The organism is Rhodococcoides trifolii (genome assembly GCF_014635345.1).
Classification (GTDB): Bacteria; Actinomycetota; Actinomycetes; order Mycobacteriales; family Mycobacteriaceae; genus Rhodococcoides; species Rhodococcoides trifolii.
Genome location: NZ_BMCU01000001.1, coordinates 421,323 through 439,023 on the forward strand (window position 1 = coordinate 421,323; position 17,701 = coordinate 439,023).

General features: G+C 66.7%; 16 protein-coding genes. 8 read left to right on the forward strand and 8 right to left on the reverse strand.

The window, feature by feature from the left end; all coding sequences use genetic code 11:
* Window positions 1-36: 36 nt before the first annotated feature.
* The 4 genes from secA2 to abmR form a co-directional block, all read right to left on the reverse strand.
* Window positions 37-2,271: an accessory Sec system translocase SecA2 gene (gene secA2 / locus IEW02_RS01980; RefSeq protein ID WP_188543025.1), complete on the reverse strand. Its 2,235-nt coding sequence runs from the start codon at window positions 2,269-2,271 to the stop codon at window positions 37-39.
* Window positions 2,272-2,310: 39 nt separating this feature from the next.
* The gene (locus IEW02_RS01985; RefSeq protein WP_188543026.1) at window positions 2,311-3,093 is read right to left on the reverse strand and encodes an alpha/beta fold hydrolase; all 783 of its coding nucleotides are present in this window, start codon (window positions 3,091-3,093) and stop codon (window positions 2,311-2,313) included.
* A gap of 7 nt (window positions 3,094-3,100) precedes the next feature.
* On the reverse strand, window positions 3,101-4,696 hold the full coding sequence (locus IEW02_RS01990) for an ABC-F family ATP-binding cassette domain-containing protein (protein ID WP_188543027.1): 1,596 nt from the start codon (window positions 4,694-4,696) through the stop codon (window positions 3,101-3,103).
* Window positions 4,697-4,848: 152 nt separating this feature from the next.
* The gene (gene abmR, locus IEW02_RS01995) at window positions 4,849-5,511 is read right to left on the reverse strand and encodes an ATP-binding transcription factor AbmR (RefSeq protein WP_229745729.1); all 663 of its coding nucleotides are present in this window, start codon (window positions 5,509-5,511) and stop codon (window positions 4,849-4,851) included.
* An 85-nt stretch (window positions 5,512-5,596) separates the two neighbouring features.
* On the opposite strand from abmR, the gene IEW02_RS02000 reads away from it, so the two are divergent.
* The 4 genes from IEW02_RS02000 to IEW02_RS02015 all read left to right on the forward strand — a co-directional run bounded on the left by IEW02_RS02000 (window position 5,597) and on the right by IEW02_RS02015 (window position 10,217).
* Complete coding sequence (locus tag IEW02_RS02000) at window positions 5,597-7,453, forward strand: penicillin-binding transpeptidase domain-containing protein (protein ID WP_188543028.1); 1,857 nt, start codon at window positions 5,597-5,599, stop codon at window positions 7,451-7,453.
* A gap of 119 nt (window positions 7,454-7,572) precedes the next feature.
* A complete protein-coding gene (locus tag IEW02_RS02005) occupies window positions 7,573-9,261 on the forward strand; it encodes a penicillin-binding protein (RefSeq protein ID WP_229745730.1) in 1,689 nt (562 codons plus the stop codon).
* A 13-nt stretch (window positions 9,262-9,274) separates the two neighbouring features.
* Window positions 9,275-10,012 (forward strand): sulfite exporter TauE/SafE family protein, encoded by a 738-nt coding sequence (locus IEW02_RS02010; RefSeq protein WP_188543029.1) that lies wholly within the window; start codon window positions 9,275-9,277, stop codon window positions 10,010-10,012.
* Window positions 10,013-10,061: 49 nt separating this feature from the next.
* Entirely contained in the window at window positions 10,062-10,217 is a 156-nt protein-coding gene (locus IEW02_RS02015; RefSeq protein ID WP_188544094.1) for a hypothetical protein, read from the forward strand.
* On the opposite strand, the gene IEW02_RS02020 is transcribed toward IEW02_RS02015, so the two are convergent.
* The 4 genes from IEW02_RS02020 to IEW02_RS02035 all read right to left on the reverse strand — a co-directional run bounded on the left by IEW02_RS02020 (window position 10,196) and on the right by IEW02_RS02035 (window position 13,942).
* Complete coding sequence (locus IEW02_RS02020) at window positions 10,196-10,579, reverse strand: DUF3054 domain-containing protein (protein WP_188543030.1); 384 nt, start codon at window positions 10,577-10,579, stop codon at window positions 10,196-10,198. The genes IEW02_RS02015 and IEW02_RS02020 overlap by 22 nt on opposite strands.
* Window positions 10,580-10,693: 114 nt before the next feature.
* The gene (locus tag IEW02_RS02025) at window positions 10,694-11,245 is read right to left on the reverse strand and encodes a YceI family protein (protein ID WP_188543031.1); all 552 of its coding nucleotides are present in this window, start codon (window positions 11,243-11,245) and stop codon (window positions 10,694-10,696) included.
* 71 nt (window positions 11,246-11,316) lie between these two features.
* On the reverse strand, window positions 11,317-12,414 hold the full coding sequence (locus tag IEW02_RS02030) for a lysylphosphatidylglycerol synthase transmembrane domain-containing protein (protein ID WP_188543032.1): 1,098 nt from the start codon (window positions 12,412-12,414) through the stop codon (window positions 11,317-11,319).
* Window positions 12,415-12,454: 40 nt separating this feature from the next.
* A complete protein-coding gene (locus IEW02_RS02035) occupies window positions 12,455-13,942 on the reverse strand; it encodes an adenylate/guanylate cyclase domain-containing protein (RefSeq protein ID WP_188543944.1) in 1,488 nt (495 codons plus the stop codon).
* A 201-nt stretch (window positions 13,943-14,143) separates the two neighbouring features.
* On the opposite strand from IEW02_RS02035, the gene IEW02_RS02040 reads away from it, so the two are divergent.
* From IEW02_RS02040 to IEW02_RS02055, 4 genes are read left to right on the forward strand one after another with little or no spacing between them, the layout of a single operon-like run.
* Window positions 14,144-15,298: an AI-2E family transporter gene (locus IEW02_RS02040; RefSeq protein WP_229745834.1), complete on the forward strand. Its 1,155-nt coding sequence runs from the start codon at window positions 14,144-14,146 to the stop codon at window positions 15,296-15,298.
* Window positions 15,282-16,415, forward strand: coding sequence for a MacS family sensor histidine kinase (gene macS, locus IEW02_RS02045; protein WP_188543034.1), 1,134 nt, complete (start codon window positions 15,282-15,284; stop codon window positions 16,413-16,415). The genes IEW02_RS02040 and macS overlap by 17 nt, the downstream gene beginning before the upstream one ends.
* On the forward strand, window positions 16,412-17,053 hold the full coding sequence (locus IEW02_RS02050) for a response regulator (RefSeq protein ID WP_188543035.1): 642 nt from the start codon (window positions 16,412-16,414) through the stop codon (window positions 17,051-17,053). Before macS ends, IEW02_RS02050 begins: the two co-directional genes overlap by 4 nt.
* A gap of 22 nt (window positions 17,054-17,075) precedes the next feature.
* Complete coding sequence (locus tag IEW02_RS02055; RefSeq protein WP_188543036.1) at window positions 17,076-17,669, forward strand: DUF1707 SHOCT-like domain-containing protein; 594 nt, start codon at window positions 17,076-17,078, stop codon at window positions 17,667-17,669.
* The last annotated feature ends 32 nt before the right edge of the window (window positions 17,670-17,701 follow it).

Consider the following 17,701-nt stretch of genomic DNA (forward strand, 5'->3'; position numbering starts at 1 on the left):
ACCCTATCGCGTTCGAGACCAATCCGTCCGGTTCCACTACAGCCGGAAGGCGCTCCCACTGTTTTCGAACGGATTGTCGTGGACCATGTAGGTCCACGTGGACGACGGCCGTCGCAAACCCGAGCCCGCGAGGTCGATTCCGTCCTGAGTGATCGAGGCCGTCAGGAACACCTGGTCCGACTTCTCGAGCGCGTTGGCTTCCAGATCCCGGAAGGCCTCGATCGCGATGCGGTGATACTCGTCGAGCGGATTCTGTCGTCCCAGCGCACGAAGGTGAATGGACTCGCGGACGTCGGCGAGGTAGGCCAGGTAATCCGACCAGGCACTGTCCAGATTGTGCAGAACGATCTGTCGCGCAACGCGTTCGAGCGTCGATTGTTCGATCGACTCTGCCAGTTCGTCGGCCCGCTCGGGATTTCGTCCGGACAGCAGCGTCCACGCCTCGTCGGTCGTCATGAGCGACTGCCGGCGCGCGTCGACGATTCCGCGGTGTTGGGCGGTGAGCTGGTTGTATCTCCATGTCAACGAGTGGGCCGAGAGCATCTCCCCTTCGGCGATACGTTGGGCATGGTCGATTCGCTTTGCCGCCGACGCCGATTCGACGTAACCGTCGTCGTTCGACGTGCCGGGACGGTCGCCCGGAGCGAGATGCGACGTCACCAACCGGTCGTCCCAGCTGGCGAAGAAGACGGACCGGCCCGGATCGCCCTGCCGTCCCGCTCGGCCACGCAACTGGTTGTCGAGTCGTTCGGTGACGTAGCGTCCGGTCCCGACGACGAGGAGCCCCCCGAGTTCGGCCACACCGTCACCGAGCCGGATGTCCGTGCCGCGCCCGGCGATCTGCGTCGAGACGGTGACGGCGCCGAGTTGGCCGGCGCGGGCGATGATCTCCGCTTCCTCGGCGTCGTTCTTGGCGTTCAGCACCACCGCGGGTACCTCACGGTCGATCAGCTTCTGCGCCAACGCTTCTGATTCGGCGACATCGTGAGTTCCGATCAGCACGGGCTGCCCGGTCTCGTGAACGGCCACGATCTCGGCGACCAGGGCAGCGTTCTTCTCCTCGGCGGTGGTGTACACCCGATCCGCCTCGTCCACACGGACGTTGGGCTCGTTGGGTTCGATCACCGACACACCGAGGTCGTAGAACTTTCGGAGCTGCTCACCGGCGGCCAGCGCCGTCCCTGTCATCCCGCACACGGTGGCGTAGCGACCGATCAGTGCCTGCACGGTGATCGTGTCCAGCACTTCGCCGGTTTCGGTGCGCGACAACCCTTCCTTGGCCTCGACCGCCGCCTGCAGCCCGTCGGGCCAACGTTGCAGTTCAGCCACTCGGCCACGAGAAGCGTTGACCAACTGCACCTGCCCGCCGCGGACGATGTAGTCGACGTCCCTACGCACGAGAACCCGTGCGTGCAGGGCCACGTTGATCTGCACGAGCGTGGTGGCGACGTGCTCCTCCGAGTACAGATCGATGTTGCCCAGCTTCTCCTCCAGCGCGGCCGCTCCGTCGTCGGTGAGGAAGACGTTGCGGTTCTCCGGGTCCGTGTCGTAATGGACGCCGGCCTCGAGGTCGGCAATCGCGTCGAACACTTCCGCCGTCGGTACGTCGGTGGTGGACGAACCGGCGAGGATCAGTGGCACCAGAGCTTCGTCGACGAGGACGGAATCGGCTTCGTCGACGATCGCGACGTCGGGAGTGGGGGACACCAGGTCGTCCACGTCGGACACGAGGTGATCGCGCAGAACGTCGAAGCCCACTTCGTTGACCGACGCGTAGGTGACGTCGCAGGCGTAGGCGGTCCTGCGCTGGTCCGCCGACGACGAGGCGTCGATCCAGCCGACCGTGAGTCCGAGCGCCGTGTAGAAGGGTGCCATCCACTCGGCGTCGCGGCGGGCGAGGAAGTCGTTCACGGAGATGACGTGCACATCGCGTCCCCGCAGGACGTACCCGGCGGCAGCGACGGCTCCGGCGAGGGTCTTGCCCTCGCCGGTCGCCATCTCCACGACGTCGCCTTCGAGCAGTCGGACCGCGCCGACGAGTTGGGTGTCGAACGGTCGCAGCTTCAGCGACACATCGGCGCTCTGCCGCGCCAGAGCCAAGAACTTGGGGACGTCGCGCAGCTGGTCGTCGCGTATATCCGCCGCCGCGGTCGCGGGATCGGCGTCCTTCGCCCACGCATCGTGCTCGCTCGCTCGGGCGACCGCGTCGCGGGTGCGTGCGTGCCCCTTCGCCACCGATCGACCGAGAAGTTTCCAGAAACGGTCAGCCATGACTCGACTTTACGGACCGCTCACCGACCGGCCTCCGGCCTACCCGCAGAGAGCGGCCTTCACCAGTTCCACCGCTTCGGGTGCCGCAACGGTGGTGCCGTGGTCGTATCCGCGGATCTCGTGGAGATCGGCGCCCGGGATCAACGCAGCAGCACGACGGGTGTCGTCGATGCGAGCGGTGTCCTCGGTCCCCACGAACATCATCGTGGGAACCGACATCGAGGTCAGCGCGCTGTCGGGAAGCCCGGGGTCGGCGTCGGACGCCCGGAAGTACGCCGCCAGTGCGAGCGGATCGTTCTTCATGAACGCCGCTCGGGTCCCGGAGTCGACGGGAAAGATTCTTCGCTTGCTCCACTCCTCGATGAACGCGTCCATACCGCGATGTTCGAGCACGTCTGCGCTGTTCGGGAAGAACAGCCCGTCGAGCGCACCCTTCTGCGGTGCCGCGCTGGCCCCGCCGGCGATCAGGGACCGCAGGCGGTGCGGCGCGCGTGAGGCGAGATGCAGTCCGGATCGACCACCGAAGGAGTAGCCGACGTAGTCGACCGTCTCGGTGTCCGTCGCGTCGAGCACTGCCAGAAGATCGCCGGTGATGAGGTCCATCGAATACGAGGCGACGTCGCGGGGTTTGTCGCTGCGCCCGTGGCCGCGCTGGTCGACGAGGATCAGGCGGTGCGTATCTCGCAGTGCGCGAACGTATCCGAAGGTTCGCCAGATCTGGTGGCTGAGCAGGCTGCCGTGGACGAGGAGTACGGGTGGCCCGGCCCCGGTAGTGGTGTGGAAGATTCTGGTGCCGTCGACGGGGTTGGTCGCGAAGTCCACCTGCTCATTATTGCGGACTGTCGACGATGCCCGACGTCGTCAACTCCCACCGTCGCGTGATTCCCACATCGCCGAGAAAGGACTCGTCGTGGCTCACGACCACCAGCGCGCCGCGAAACGACGCCAACGCCTCGGTCAGATGTCCGAGACTGACGATGTCGAGATTGTTGGTCGGCTCGTCGAGCAGAAGCAACTTCGGCGCCGGATCGGCCAGCAGTATCGTCGCAAGTGCCGCGCGCAGGCGTTCGCCGCCCGACAACGTTCCGGCCGGAGCGTCGGCAGCGTTGCCGCGGAACAAGAATCGGGCGAGTCGAGCTCGCACCTCGGCGACCGGAACGTGCGGTGCCCGCGCTGCCACGTTGTCCACGACCGATGCGGTGTCGTCGAAGTCGTCGTGGTCCTGTCGCAGGTATGCCCGGGGCACCCGGGGTTCGAGCGCACCCAGCAACGTCGTCTTGCCGATTCCGTTGACACCGATCAGCGCGACACGTTCCGGACCGACGATGGAGATGTCGAGCGAGCGGGACGGGAACGGTAGTTCCACGCGCTGCTCCACCACCTCCTGGCCCCGGCGAACCTCGGTGCCCGGCAGGTCGATTCGTATCACCTTGTCGTCGCGGACCGAATCCTCTGCTGCACTCAGGCTCTCGCGCGCAGCGGCCACGTCGTCTTCGTGCTCGATGCGCAGCTTCCCCGCCGACTGCTGGGCCGCTCGCTTGCGTGCGCCCATGACGATCTTCGGTTCACGTTTCTGTTCGTTCATCTTCTTGCCGTAGCGCGCACGCCGAGCGAGCTTGACGTGTGTGTCGGTCAACTCGGCACTCTGCTTGTTCACCTCGCTCTTCGCGTCACGTACTGCAGAACGGGCGGCTTCCTGTTCCGCCTCGATCTGCGCCGCGTAGTGGGAGTAGTTTCCGCCGAACTCTCTGAGTGCGACGGAAGAACCTCTCACGGAACGCAATTCGATCGTGGTGTCGACGGTGTCCAGGAGACCGCGATCGTGACTGACCACGATGGCGGTTCCCGAGAACGACCCGAGAGCGTCGTCGAGCAACGCCCGTGCGCGGCTGTCGAGATTGTTGGTCGGCTCGTCGAGAAGCAGCACCGTCGGTTCACCGATCAGCTGTGCGGCAAGCCCGAGCAGTGTGCGCTCTCCGCCGGACAATGTCCCTGCGGCGCGGGCCAAGTCGTCCGGAGTGGACGCGATACGGTGGAGGCCGAGCCGACCGAGCAACGCGACGGCGCGGTCCTCGATGTCCCAGGACCCGTCGACCAAGCCGAAGTCCTCCTCGGTTCCGGCCCCGAACTCGATGCGCTGCAACGCCGTTCGGATCCCGTCGATTCCCAGCATCGACGCGATCGTCGTGGTCGGCGTCGTGCTGAGATCTTGCGAGAGGTAGCCGAGCCTGCCGGTGACGGAGACAGACCCGCGGTCGGGTGCCAGTTCGCCGGCGACCAGTTTGAGGAGTGTCGACTTGCCGGTCCCGTTGTCGGCGACGAGTCCGATTCTCCCCGAGCCGAATACGGCGTCGAGGCCGTCGAACACGGGTCGGCCGTCGGGCCAGGCGAAGGTGAGATCGGAAAGAACCACGGACGAAGACATGGATTACCTGTTCGAGGGTGTGAGAGGTCCGGTGCGCGGTCACGCACGCGGGGCTCGTGGGTTCACCTCTACAGGATCAACGTCTGATTCTCTTTCCGGCGGCAACAGGACTGCCTCACACCGTAGGAGTCCGATCGGCTGCTGCCAAGTGATTAAATCTGCGGGCCTTTGCTGCGAAGGTCGTCCACCTTGGACATCGCGTCGCGGAGTTCGCCGAGCCAGTCCTCGGTGTGCTCGCCGACCAGTCGGACTGCCCACGCGAGCGCGTCGGCTCGCGAGCGGGCCACGCCGGCGTCGACGAGGGTGTCGAGCACCTTGCGCTCGGGCTGACGCAGGCGCGTCATGACCGGAACCGCGAGATGGGTGAAGAGGGTGGTGTTTCCGTCGATCGTCACACCCCACGCAACCTTGCGGCCGTAGCGCGCTTCGGCTTCGTCGGCGATCCGCATGCGATCGTCGCGTGTCGTTTCGCGGAAACGGGCGATGCGTCCTTCGAGGGCGGCGTCGCCGTCGGCCTCGGGCTTCGGCAGTTCACCGATGACGACGATCTCTTCGCGATCGACCTCGATGGTCGGCGATCCTTCGTACCACTCACTGGGGAGGCGCCCGGTGAACCACTCGGGTGCGTCTGCGGCGTTGGGTACGTCGGCCTGCTGCCACCCGCCGGGGCGGCCGAACTTCCGGCTGCCAGGGCCGCCGCGTCCTCGTCCGCGTCCGTGACCTTCGGGTCCGCGTCCCCAGCCTTCCGGTCCATTTTCCTGTTCGGCGCCGTGTGAGCGCCCTCGGCCGTGGCCGGGTCCATGTTCGTGTCTCATTTTTCTTGCCTTTCGGTTGCGTGCTGCGGTTGCAACACTGATTACATGATTACACACTTACATCGAAGTGCGCCAGGGGTGAGGCATGATCGTTCTCGTGCGCCGTCATCTCCTCACCCTCATTGCTGTCACTGCGCTGGTCGCCTCCGCGTGCGGCGACAACGCTCCACCGCAGCCTCGGACCGTCGCAGATGCCTTCGCTGCCGCTCTCAGCAGCGGAAATGTTGCTGCAGCGGCGGCCGAGACGTCGGACCCGGCCGGAGCGAGCACCGTGATCACGCAGATGTTCGACGGGCTGCGCGGCGGCGGGACCGTGGATGCGACGCCGACCTTCACCGTCACTCAGGCGGACGAGGATGCGAAGTCGTTCACGATGTCCGGGTCGTGGTCGTTCACGGTCCCCGGATCCACGCCGGACCCGGACTCGACAGTCACGCAGACCTCAGCGCCGTCCACCATTGCGCAGGATTTCCCTTCGGAGCGCATCTGGGCGTACTCGACCACCGGAACCGCCGCCGAGACCGACCAGGGGTGGAAGATCGATTGGGACCCGGCCGCCGTGGTCCCCGGTCTCACCAACGGTTCGACCATCCGCTACACCCCGACCACGGCGGACACCGCGCCTCGGGTGCTGGACGGGGCGGGCGCCGAACTGATGTCACGCCAGGTGGTGACGTTGGTGAACATCGACGCCAGCGCCGACACCTCGGCCGTGGCCGCTCTGGTCTCCCCTATCGCGCCGACCGTGACTGCCGAGTCGCTCGCGGCCGACCTGTCCGTGTCGACCAGCGGGACCACGACGGCGGTGTCGTTGCGCCAGTCCGATCTCGACCCGATTCAGGACCGGCTTGCTGCGTTACCGGGAGTGACACTGGCGCCCCAGACCAGGTTGTTGACCACCGACCGTGCCGTCGCCTCGCCCGCTCTGTCCGGCGTTGCCGATCTGTGGCAGACCGCTGAGACCGCCGGAGCGGGCTGGGCGGTCCAACTGGTCGGGCCGGACGGAACGGTGACGGGGCAACTCGCCGGTCAGGATGCAACCGTCGGTCCCGACATCGCCACCACCTTGGACACGTCGCTGCAGCTCAAAGCGGAGAATGCGCTGTCCTCGCTGCCGAACCAGTCGGCCATCGTCGCCATTCGGCCGTCGACCGGCGCCGTTCTCGCCGTCGCGCAGAACGCTGCGGCGGACGCGCAGGGACCGATCGCGCTCACCGGGCTGTATCCACCGGGATCCACCTTCAAGACGGTGACGACCTCCGCGGCCCTGCAGGCCGGAACCGCCACCCCGGACACCGCCCTGCCCTGCCCGGGTACCGAAAACATCGAGGGACGACAGATCCCGAACGACGACAACTTCGACCTCGGCACGGTGCCGCTCCACACCGCGTTCGCGCGCTCGTGCAACACCACGATGGCGCGCCTCGCTGTCGCGCTTCCCGACGACGCACTGCAGCAGGCGGCACTGCAGTTCGGCCTCGGGGTCGACTACGTGACCCCGGGCCTGACGACGGTCACCGGCAGCGTCCCACCGGCGACGACACCGGCAGAACGCGTCGAGTCGGGTATCGGCCAGGGAGCGGTGACCGCGACACCGTTCGGTATGGCGCTGGTGGCGGCCTCCATCGCGAACGGCTCGACACCACTGCCGATGCTCGTCCAGGGCCGACCCGCGACGGCCGACCAGGCGCCTACGCCGGTTCCCACGCAGGTCACCGACCAGCTGAAGACAATGATGCGCGAGACGATCACCGCCGGCACGGCCACCGTCCTGCAGGACGTTCCGGGCCTGCTCGGCAAGACGGGAACCGCTGAGGTTGCGAACGCCCCGGCGCACGGGTGGTTCGTAGGAATTCAGGGCGATCTCGCGTTCGCGGTATTCGTCGCCGGTGGGAATTCGTCGGCACCGGCGCTCACGGCCGCGGGAGCCTTCTTGCGCTGACGCACCCGGGTGTGGAAAAGAGTCCCCGGACACTCTTTTCTGCGCCCGTGGCTCAATCGTGATCGTTACGTGCGCTCACCGTGCTGTGTTACTGGTGTTACTCAAGTGACAATTGATGCATGTTCTCCGTTCTGCCTGCGCCGGTGTCCTCGCGCACCGCGCCGCGCCGGCTGCCGACCGGCCTCCGCCCTCGCTATGTAATCGCACTCCTCGTCGCCTTCGCGGTGATGGCAGCGATGGCGACGGTCGTCGTGAGCAAGCCGCGCAGCGAAGCGGCGATCCTGGTGGAGAACTTCGCCCACGCACTCGACGAGCGCAACGTGGCCGCGGCCGCTGCGCTCACGTCCTACCCCAACGCCGCGGCCCAAACGATCACCCAGATGTTCGACGGTCTGGGTCCCACCGGACAGTCCTCGACCCGAATGTCGCAGTACATCGGTCTCGACGAGACGTCCGGGTTCTTCACCCTCGACACGACGTGGACGTTCGGCGAACCCCGTGGCGCGGACACGAGGCAGTGGCACTTCACGACCCAGGGCAGCACCCGCAAGCTGGCCGTCGGATGGAAGATCTCGTGGGCGCCGGAAATTCTGGCTCCCGACCTCGGTGACGGCCGCACTGTCGCGTTCACCCGCACCGACGCTCCCGCGCCGACCGTCCTCGACGCATCGGGCGAGCCGATGATGGCCGAACAGGCAATCGCCCGCGTCGATCTCGACCCGTCGTCCATGCCCGATCCGGCGTCGACCACGCAGCAGTTGGCCGACGTCATCGACGTGGTCGCCCCGCTCATCACCTCCGAGACGATGCTGGCCGACCTCGCCTCTGCGCACGGCGGTCCGGTCACCGCCGTGACCCTGCGCGCCGACGACTACGCGGTCCTGGAAGACGACCTGCGTGCGATCCCCGGTGTCACGCTCTACACCGAACCGCGCCTCATCGCCGCGGACCGCCGATTGAATTCGCCGCTGCTCGACTCGCTGCGCAACGTCTGGCAGCAGAGCCGTGACGAGACCGCGGGCTGGGCGGTCGACGTTGCGAGTCCCGACGGAACGTCTTCTCGCAAAGCCGGATTCCAGGGGCCCGGAGCGCCGGACATCGCGTCGACCGTCGACTCCGGAGTGCAACTCGCGGCGGAGACGGCGGTGGTCAGCGTCGGAACTCCGGCGTCGATCGTGGCGATCAAGCCGTCGACGGGTGCCGTCGTCGCGGTCGCCCAGAACAGCTACGCCAACGAACTCGGCACACCGGCGTTGAACCATCTGTACCCGGCGGGCACCGTGTCGGAGTTGGTCGACGCGTCGGCGTCCATGCAGGGCAGCGACTTCTCCACGGCCGCCAGGCAATTCGGACTCGGCACGTCCTTCTCGCTACCCGGCGCCGACGTGGTGACCGCGAGCGTGCCCGACGGCCGGACCCGCAGCGATCAGTTCCGTTCCGCCAGTTCGACATCGCGGCAGGACGGGATGGCAGTGACGCCGTTCGGCCTCGCCGAGATGGGAGCCGCGATCTCCCGCGGCAGTGCGCCGGCTCCGATGATCGTGAACGGTCGCCCCGCGTCCGTCTCCAGCGACGGCGGACCCGTCGACCCGGCGGTTCTCTCCCGGGTGCGGTCGTCCATGACGGGCCTCGACGGATACACCGACGTGCGCGGACTCACCGGCGGCAACTCCGACGACGATCGTTGGTACGTCGCCACCAAGGGTGACCTGGCGATCTCGGTTCTCGTCGAGAACGCAGGAGATGCCGATCAAGCCGTCCGAATGACGGATCTGCTGCTGCAGGAGATGGCCTCACCCACCGAGTGAGTACGGTTCCCGTGTGACGGTCTTCGATTTCCTGCTGCTCGTCGCGGCGGGATTCGGAGCGGGTGTGGTGGGCTTCGTGACCGGGCTGGCCTCGATCGTGTCGTATCCGGCGCTGCTGGCTGTCGGACTCTCGCCCGTGTCCGCGAACGTGACGAACACCGTCGCGCTGGTGGCGGTCGGCGTGGGCTCGGTCACCAACTCCCACGCCGAACTGCGCAAGGGCGGGCGGTCCCTGATCGCGCAGAGCGCGTTCGCGGCGGCAGGCGGGGTGGTCGGCGCCGTGGTTCTGCTCGTTGCACCGGAGGATTCGTTCGAGGCGATCGTTCCGATCCTGGTGATACTGGCCGCCGTGGCGATGTTGATGCAACCCCGGTTGCGGGCGTTGGCAGCACAACGGAAGTTTCCGCGTCTGTACCCGCTCGGGATCTTCGTGACATCGGTGTACGGCGGCTACTTCGGCGCCGGTGCAGGCGTGATCATCCTGGCGTTGATCATGATCTGCACGTCCGAATCCATCTGGCGCGCATCGATTCTCAAGAGTTATCTGCTGGGTCTGGCCAACCTCGTCGCGGCGGTCCTGTTCGCCGTGCTGGGGCCGGTGCACTGGGTGGCCGCGTTGGCCATGGCCATCGGATGCTTTGCCGGCGGGTGGCTCGGCCCGCCGATCGTGAAGGTCATTCCGCCGAACCTGCTGCGCGTTGCGGTGGCGTTGTGCGCGTTCGGTTTGGCGATCTGGTTGTGGGTGTCGTGAGCGGAGAAGCCTGGTTGCGTGCCGCGCCCGAATTGTGCAGAGTCGACTCGTGCCCCTCGCCCTCGTCCTGCAGTCGCTCTGCATCCTCGCGCTGATCGGGGCGGCGACCATGTTGGTGCTGGTCGGTGCCTACGGATCGGGCGCGGTGTGCGGCGTGGTGGGACTCGGGTGGTTCTGGAAGGTCTATCGCGCCGTCGAAGACTGACGCCGGAGTACGAATCGCGCGACACTTCGCCACCCGAGCAGGAACAGGGCGGTGAAGACGGATGCGACAACGATGAAGCTGACTTCGGTGCCCTGACCGGACACGACACGGAGAACCATGCCGACCACCACGGTCGACACCCACACGAGCACACCCGTCGGAACCAGGCGCAGCGCGTCGAACTTGTTGCGGTACAGGGCAATCGTTGCCAGCCACCCGACCGCAAGGCCGACCAGGAAGGGCCACGCCGTACCGACGATGCCGCCGAAGGTCAGGCCCTCGGCGTGGCTGCTGCGGCCGATCAGGCAGAAGACGAGGACGACCACGACGTCGACGGCCAGGGCGAAGGCAGTTCGGTTCACCGGCTCAGGATATCCGGACCCCGAACTGCGGTGATCACGGCCGAACGGTTCGACAGAAGTGAGAATGTCGAACCATCCGGCGGTGATCACCGCGGACGGGGAGGGGGAGGGAGGTCAGGCCTGGCGGCCGGCCTCGATCTCGAGGAGCAGGTTGATCTTGTCGCCGACGACTGCGCCGCCGCCTTCGAGGGGCATGTCGATGGAGATGCCGAAGTCCCTGCGGTTGATGGTCGTGGTGGCTTCGAAGCCGGCGACCGGGCCGTTGCCCATGCCTGCGTTGACGCCGTTGAACTCGAGCTTCAGCTCGACCTCGTTGGTGACGCCGTGGAGGGTGAAGTCGCCGGTGAGGACGTAGTCGCTGCCGTCCTGGCGAACCGACTTCGAGACGAAGGTGGCCTTCGGGAACTTCTCGACCTCGAAGAAGTCGGCGGTCTTGAGGTGGCCGTCACGCTGGGCGTTGTCGGTGGTGATGGAGGCGACGTCGATCTCGGCGTTGACGGACGGGGTGCCGTCCTCGGCCACGGTGATCGCACCGGAGAAGTCCTGGAAACGGCCGCGAACCTTGCTCACGACGAGGTGACGAACGGTGAAGCCGACGGTGGAGTGGACTGGATCGATGGTCCACGTTCCGGCTTCGAGTGACGGGATTGCTACGGCGGCGGTCATGACTGCTCCTCGGTGTAGAAACTGGCTTGAAACTTCAATGTCAGAATACATAAACGGACCCCGGTCCGCATCTATTCCTTGCGAGTCTGACCGAGTCGTAGTTCCTGCTGCTCCACAGCGAGGTCGAAGTGCAGATCCTCGTGCTGATGCTGACGGAAGATGACGGCGAACACGATCCATCCCACGATCGCCACGAGGATGAAACTGACCACGCGGTAGACCAGCGCAGCAGCGACGGCCTGGGATGCGCTGATGCTGGCCGCTGTCGTCAGGGTGGCGATCAGCGTCGCGTCGACGAACACCAAACCGCCCGGCGCCCCCGGAATCGATCCGACGGTCTTGCCCGCGGTGAAGGCGATCAGCAGACCGGACCAGCGCGGGTCGGCGCCGACGGCGTAACACGCGAGTCCCAGGCACGCGACGTCCGCGAGGCGGTGCACGGCCGAGAAGCCCACGGTGACAAGACCGTCACGCGTACCCAACGTGACCGACCGGATCTGGTCGACGATCTCGTCCACCTTGTCCAGTCCGGCGTCGGCGGGCTTGTTGCGCAGGGAGTTGACCTTGCGCACGCCCCACCGGGCCGCACCGGTGATCGACTGCGGGTGCGCTCGCACGTACCGCGCCAACGCGATCAGGGCGACCACTGCAGCGACAGGGAGGACCAGCGTGTAGGCGTTGGTGGTTCCGCCGACCAGCAGGGCGCCGCCGACGCCCAGCACGGCGAGACCGCACGCAGCGATGACGCCCGAGATGGCCAGCTGCCAGGAGGCGACGACGGGGGTCGCACCCCAACGGCGCGTCTGGCGGTAGGTGAATGCCGTGGAAAAGACTTGTCCCGCAGGGAGAGTCACCGACATCGCGGTGCTGCCGTACACGACCGACAACGACTTGCTCTGGCTGACGCGGACTCCGCCGGCCTGTAGCAGCCGTTTCTGCACCCGCGCGAAGGCGGACAGCGAGAGTGCCTGTGCTACAACGCAAGCCAGGAGGAAGCCCCACTCGATGTCGGACAGAGCCTTCCAGGACTCGTGCAGGCGTGGCCAGAGATACACACCTTCGCCGACCAGCAGGGCCACGAGCGCGAACCCGCCCACCCATTTGAGCCAGCGCAGACGGTTCGACGGCCGAGCTGTGCCCGCAGAAGGAACTGATTCCGGCTCGGACACCTGCTCAGCGTAACCGTCGCGGCAGTGATCCCGACCGAGCCTAGGTCGGTGAATCGACGGGCCACGCCAGCTGTGTCGACCGGCGTCGGCCCCGGAGCTGCACCTGTTCGCCCAGCTCCCAGCACCCCTGTTCGTGTTCCTCGGCGAAATACAGCGCCGACGTCGACGCCAGCACCCGGCTCGGACGGAACTTGGCCAGCTCGGTGAGTCGGGACGCCTCGTTGACCGGATCGCCGATCACCGTGTACTCGAATCGCTCCGATGCGCCGATGTTTCCGGCCACGGCCAACCCGGCCGACACACCGATTCCGATGTCGAGACCGTCGATCTCGGCCAGCGCAACCCGCAGTTCTCGGGCCGCGGACAGAGCGGCGGTCGGAGCGTCGGGCCGGTCGAGCGGAGCTCCGAAGATGGCCAGCGCGGCGTCGCCCACGAACTTGTTGACGAACCCGTGATGTCGGTCGACCACGTCGACCACGACGCGAAAGAATTCGTTGAGCAGGTCGACCACCTCGGACGGTGGGCGCTCCGATGCGGCTGCGGTGGAGCCGACCATGTCGACGAACAGGACGGCGACGAACCTCGTCTCGCCGCCGAGTTCGGTCCCGAACTGCAACGCGCGACGAGCGACGTCCTCGCCGACATGCTGGCCGAACAGCTCTCGCAACACCCGACGTTCGGACGCTTCCTCCATCATTCGGTTGAAACCGACCTGCAGCCGGCCGATCTCGCTACCGTCGAACACCTCGACCTGGATCTCGGTGTCACCTCGGGCGACCCGTTCGATGGCCTTGCGCAGCTGCCGGATCGGGTCGGAGATCTGGCTCGCCGTCAGCATCGACAGTGCGAACGCCTGCACGATGGCCATGACGCAGAGCAGGATGATGGCGATTGCCAGCGAGTTCGGGGAGAACACCAGGTCGGTGGTCAGCTGCGTCGCGCACAGCAACACGATGCCGATCACCGGGATGAGAGTGCCCAGCCCCCAGGTCATCGCCATGCGGGTACCGACGCCAGGTGTGAAGGTGCGATCGAACCGCCCCTCACTCAACGCCTGCGCGGCCACCGGGCGCAGGATCCTCTCGCCCAACATGTAGGTGAACCCAAAGGTGATGGCGGCCGCCATCGCGACGGTGACGATCACGGCCACGGCCAACGAGGGCATCTCCTGGACCGTCAGCGCAACGAAGATGATGCCGCCGATGAACCACAGCACCAGGTGCACGATGGCTTGCCTCAACGGTGCGTGCAGGGCCGCCATCTGCTCCGATCTGGTGGGCGCGCCACCTCGGAGCTGCCAGCGGATGACGTTCTTGAGCATGTACGCGGCGGTGCCCACACTCACCGCACCCGCGCACGCCAGATAGATGCCGAAAATGATGATGTTGCGAGTTCGGTCCTCCACCACGGACGCCTGCTCCGGAATGGGTAGTCCGTACCGAACGAACGCGAAAACCAGGACGGCACCGAAGAAGTTGGCCAGCAATGTGGACCCGAGGTACAGCGGCCACCGACTTCGCAGGGTCATCGACACCGCACGCAGGAGGACGAGCACGTGACGAACTTACCGGTGAACTTGCGGCCCGGTCGCAAGCAGTGCACAACTCGATCACACGCAATCGAAAACGGTTAGGCTCCCTCGGTGACAGGCAATGGTTCGGCGGACGACGCGAGCGCCGCAAGCGTCTACGCCGCAAGCGGCCGGCACCCCGCCGATTCGGTACACCCCATCGTTCGTATCGGCGCCGCATGGACGTGGCGACTGCTCGTCCTCGCCGCCGGCGTGGCCGTTCTCGTCTATCTGGTCGGCAAGCTCGATACCGTTCTCATCCCCATCGGACTCGCCCTGCTGGCGTCGGGACTGCTGTCGCCGCTCGTGGACTGGATGCATCGGCGAGGCATCCCGCGGGTCGTCGCCGTCGTGGTGGCGCTGCTCGGCAGCATCGGTGTCGTCGCCGGGATTCTCACGTTCGTCGTGCAGCAGTTCGTCGAAGGCGTACCCCAGCTCGGGGATCAGTTCACCGAGAGCATCCAGACCGTTCAGACCTGGCTGACCGACGGCCCGTTCCACTTCAGCGAGGACCAGATTCGCTCCGCGGGCGATTCCGTCGTGCGATCCATCCAGTCGAACCAGGAAGCGCTGACCAGCGGCGCCCTCACCACCGCAGCCGTCATCGGTGAAATATTCACCGGGCTGGCACTCATGCTGTTCACCCTGATCTTCTTCCTGTACGGCGGAAACCAGATCTGGCAGTTCGTCACTCGGCTCGCACCCACGCAGGCGCGTCGACGGATTCGGCTCGCGGGGGCTCAGGCGTTCGGTTCGCTCGTCGGCTACATCCGCGCCACCGTGGCCGTCGCCGCGGTCGACGCGATCGGCATCGGTGCCGGTCTCGCTATCCTCGGTGTGCCGCTTGCGCTCCCACTTGCCTCCCTGGTGTTCATCGGTGCGTTCATACCCATCGTCGGCGCGTTGCTCACCGGGTTCGTGGCGGTCTTCATCGCCCTGGTGACGAAGGGTCTGATCACCGCGGTCATCGCGCTGGCCATCGTCGTCGGGGTGATGCAGATCGAAGGCCACATCCTGCAGCCGCTCTTCCTCGGACGTGCCGTCCGGTTGCACCCGTTGGCCGTCGTCGTCGCCATCGCGACCGGAATCGTGTTGGCAGGCATCATCGGTGGACTACTGGCCGTACCGATCGTCGCGATGGTGAACACCGCTGTCCGGTCGCTGCTCGCGGACGATCCGGAAGCCGCATACGAGGGCATCGACCAGTCGGACCCGATGTTCCCGGCCGACCCGGACAGCCCACACCCGTCGACAGGAATGCTCGAGGCGGGAACGATCACACCGGCGACGCGTAAAGATGACCACGTCGACTGACGACCCCGACGCACCACTGTGGCGGGCCGCGAGCGCTTTTCGGCTCGCAACCGTGGTCTACGCCGTCGGATTCCAACTCGTCGTCGCCGACAGCTACCGCTCCACCCGGCTCAGCTGGGTGCTGGTGTCCATGGTCGTCGTGTGGTCCGGTCTCGCGGGCAGTCTGCTCCTGCGTCGGTCGAACCGACTGCCCGTCGTCGTCGCCGACCAGGTGGTGGTTCTGGCCGCAATGGCGTCGACCCGCCTGGTTGCCGGCCCGGAGTGGTACACCGTTCACCAGGTCCTGCCCACCACCCTCTGGGTCACGAACGCGGTCATCTCGGCGGCGATCCTCTGGGGGCCGGCGGCCGGAATCGGATCGGGCGCCGTGATGTCCGTCGGCGTCGCGGTGACGAAAGGCGAACTGAGCGTGGACCTGTGGCGCGATGCGACCGCGCCGATCCTGCTGTCCGTGGGACTGGCTCTCGGTGTCGCCTCGCGCGCAGCCAGGCGAGGCCGCCAGCAGCTCGAACGTGCCATCGGGCTCGCCGCCGCCACCGCGGAGCGCGAACGTTTGGCTCGCGAAGTGCACGACGGAGTTCTGCAGGTCCTCGCGATGGTGAAGCGCCGCGGGTCCGAAATCGGCGGCGACGCAGTCGAACTGGCCACGTTGGCCGGTCAGCAGGAAATTGCGTTACGCACCCTGATCTCCGAATCCCGCGTTCCCGCGCGCGAGCACGGACCGCTCGTCGACCTCCGGCCCGGTCTGCAGTCGCGGGAGTCGGTGACGGTCTCGGTCTCGACACCCGGAGAACCGGTACTTCTCGACCGCGCCGTCGCCGCCGAAGTGGAGGCCGCGACCCGCAGCGCGCTCGGCAACGTCGCCGAGCACGCCGGTCCCGGCGCGCGCGCCTTCGTGCTGCTCGAGGAGCTGCCGGACACCATCGTCGTCAGCGTTCGCGACGACGGAGTCGGCATCCCCGCGGGACGCATCGCCGACGCGGAGAGCGAGGGGAGAATGGGAGTGTCGAAGTCGATCATCGGGCGTATTCGATCGGTGGGCGGCACCGCTGCCGTCGAATCCTGGCCCGGCGACGGCACCGAGTGGGAGTTCCGTATTCCGAGAGGGCACCGATGACCGTTCGAATCATGGTGGTCGACGACCACCCGATGTGGCGTGACGGCGTGGCGCGCGACCTCACCGCCCGCGGGTTCGAGGTGGTGGCGACGGCCGACGCGATGGCGTCGGCAACCCGTCGAGCGGCGGCGACGCGTCCCGCGGTGGTGCTGATGGACATGGAGCTGCCCGACGGGAACGGTGCCGAGGCCACGGCCGCGGTACTCGAGGTATCGCCGGAGTCTCGGGTGCTGATTCTGTCCGCGTCGGCCGAGCGCGACGACGTTCTCGACGCCGTCAAGGCCGGGGCGACGGGATACCTCGTCAAGAGCGCATCGGCCGACGAACTGGTGGCGGCCGTCGAGGCCACGAACGCCGGGCAGGCGGTGTTCACGCCGGGCTTGGCCGGTCTGGTGCTCGGGGAGTACCGGCGCATCGCCGCCGGGCCGGACGCGGGACCCGCCTCGCCCACGCTCACCGACCGCGAGACCGACGTGCTGCGTCTGGTCGCAAAGGGGTTGAGCGCCAAGCAGATTGCCACCCGTCTGTCCCTCAGCCATCGCACCGTCGAGAACCATGTGCAAGCAACGCTGCGCAAGCTGCAGCTGGCGAACCGAGTCGAGTTGACGAGGTACGCGATCGAACGTGGCATCGAGTAGACCCGGCGGTATCCTGATCGGCATGGATGCGAAGGATCTGCGCGTCAGCGATGCCGAACGCGAACACGTCGGCGGTCTGCTCCAGCGAGCCGTCGGCCAGGGGATGCTTTCGCTCGGCGAATTCACCGAGCGGATGGACACCACGATGGCCGCCAAGACCCGCGGTGAGCTGAACTCCGTCCTGATCGACCTACCGGGAATGCAGATTGCCGACAAGGAACTGCCACAACAGCTTCCGCCGTCCCCGAGTGCGCCCACCTCGATCACGGGCACCATGTCGAACGTCCACCGAAAAGGTGAGTGGCACGTGCCGTCCCACCTGCGACTGAAGACGAAGATGTCGAACACGACGTTGGACTTCACGGCTGCGCACCTCGACGCGTCGGTCGTGGAAATCGACGTCGACGACTACTGCAGCACCCTCACCCTGGTGGTGCCCGACGACGCCACCGTCGACATGAACGGCCTCGAAACCGTGGGCGGCACCGCCAGCAACTCCGTCAAGACCGGCCCTCCCCGCGGACGAGTGCACGTCGTCGTGCGCGGCAAGACGAGATTCGGGACGGTCAAGGCGAAGCACCCCTTCGGCTCGGTGTTCAAGAAGATGGGCTTCTGAGGCGGGAAACCCCCGCCGCACTCGAGTAGCAC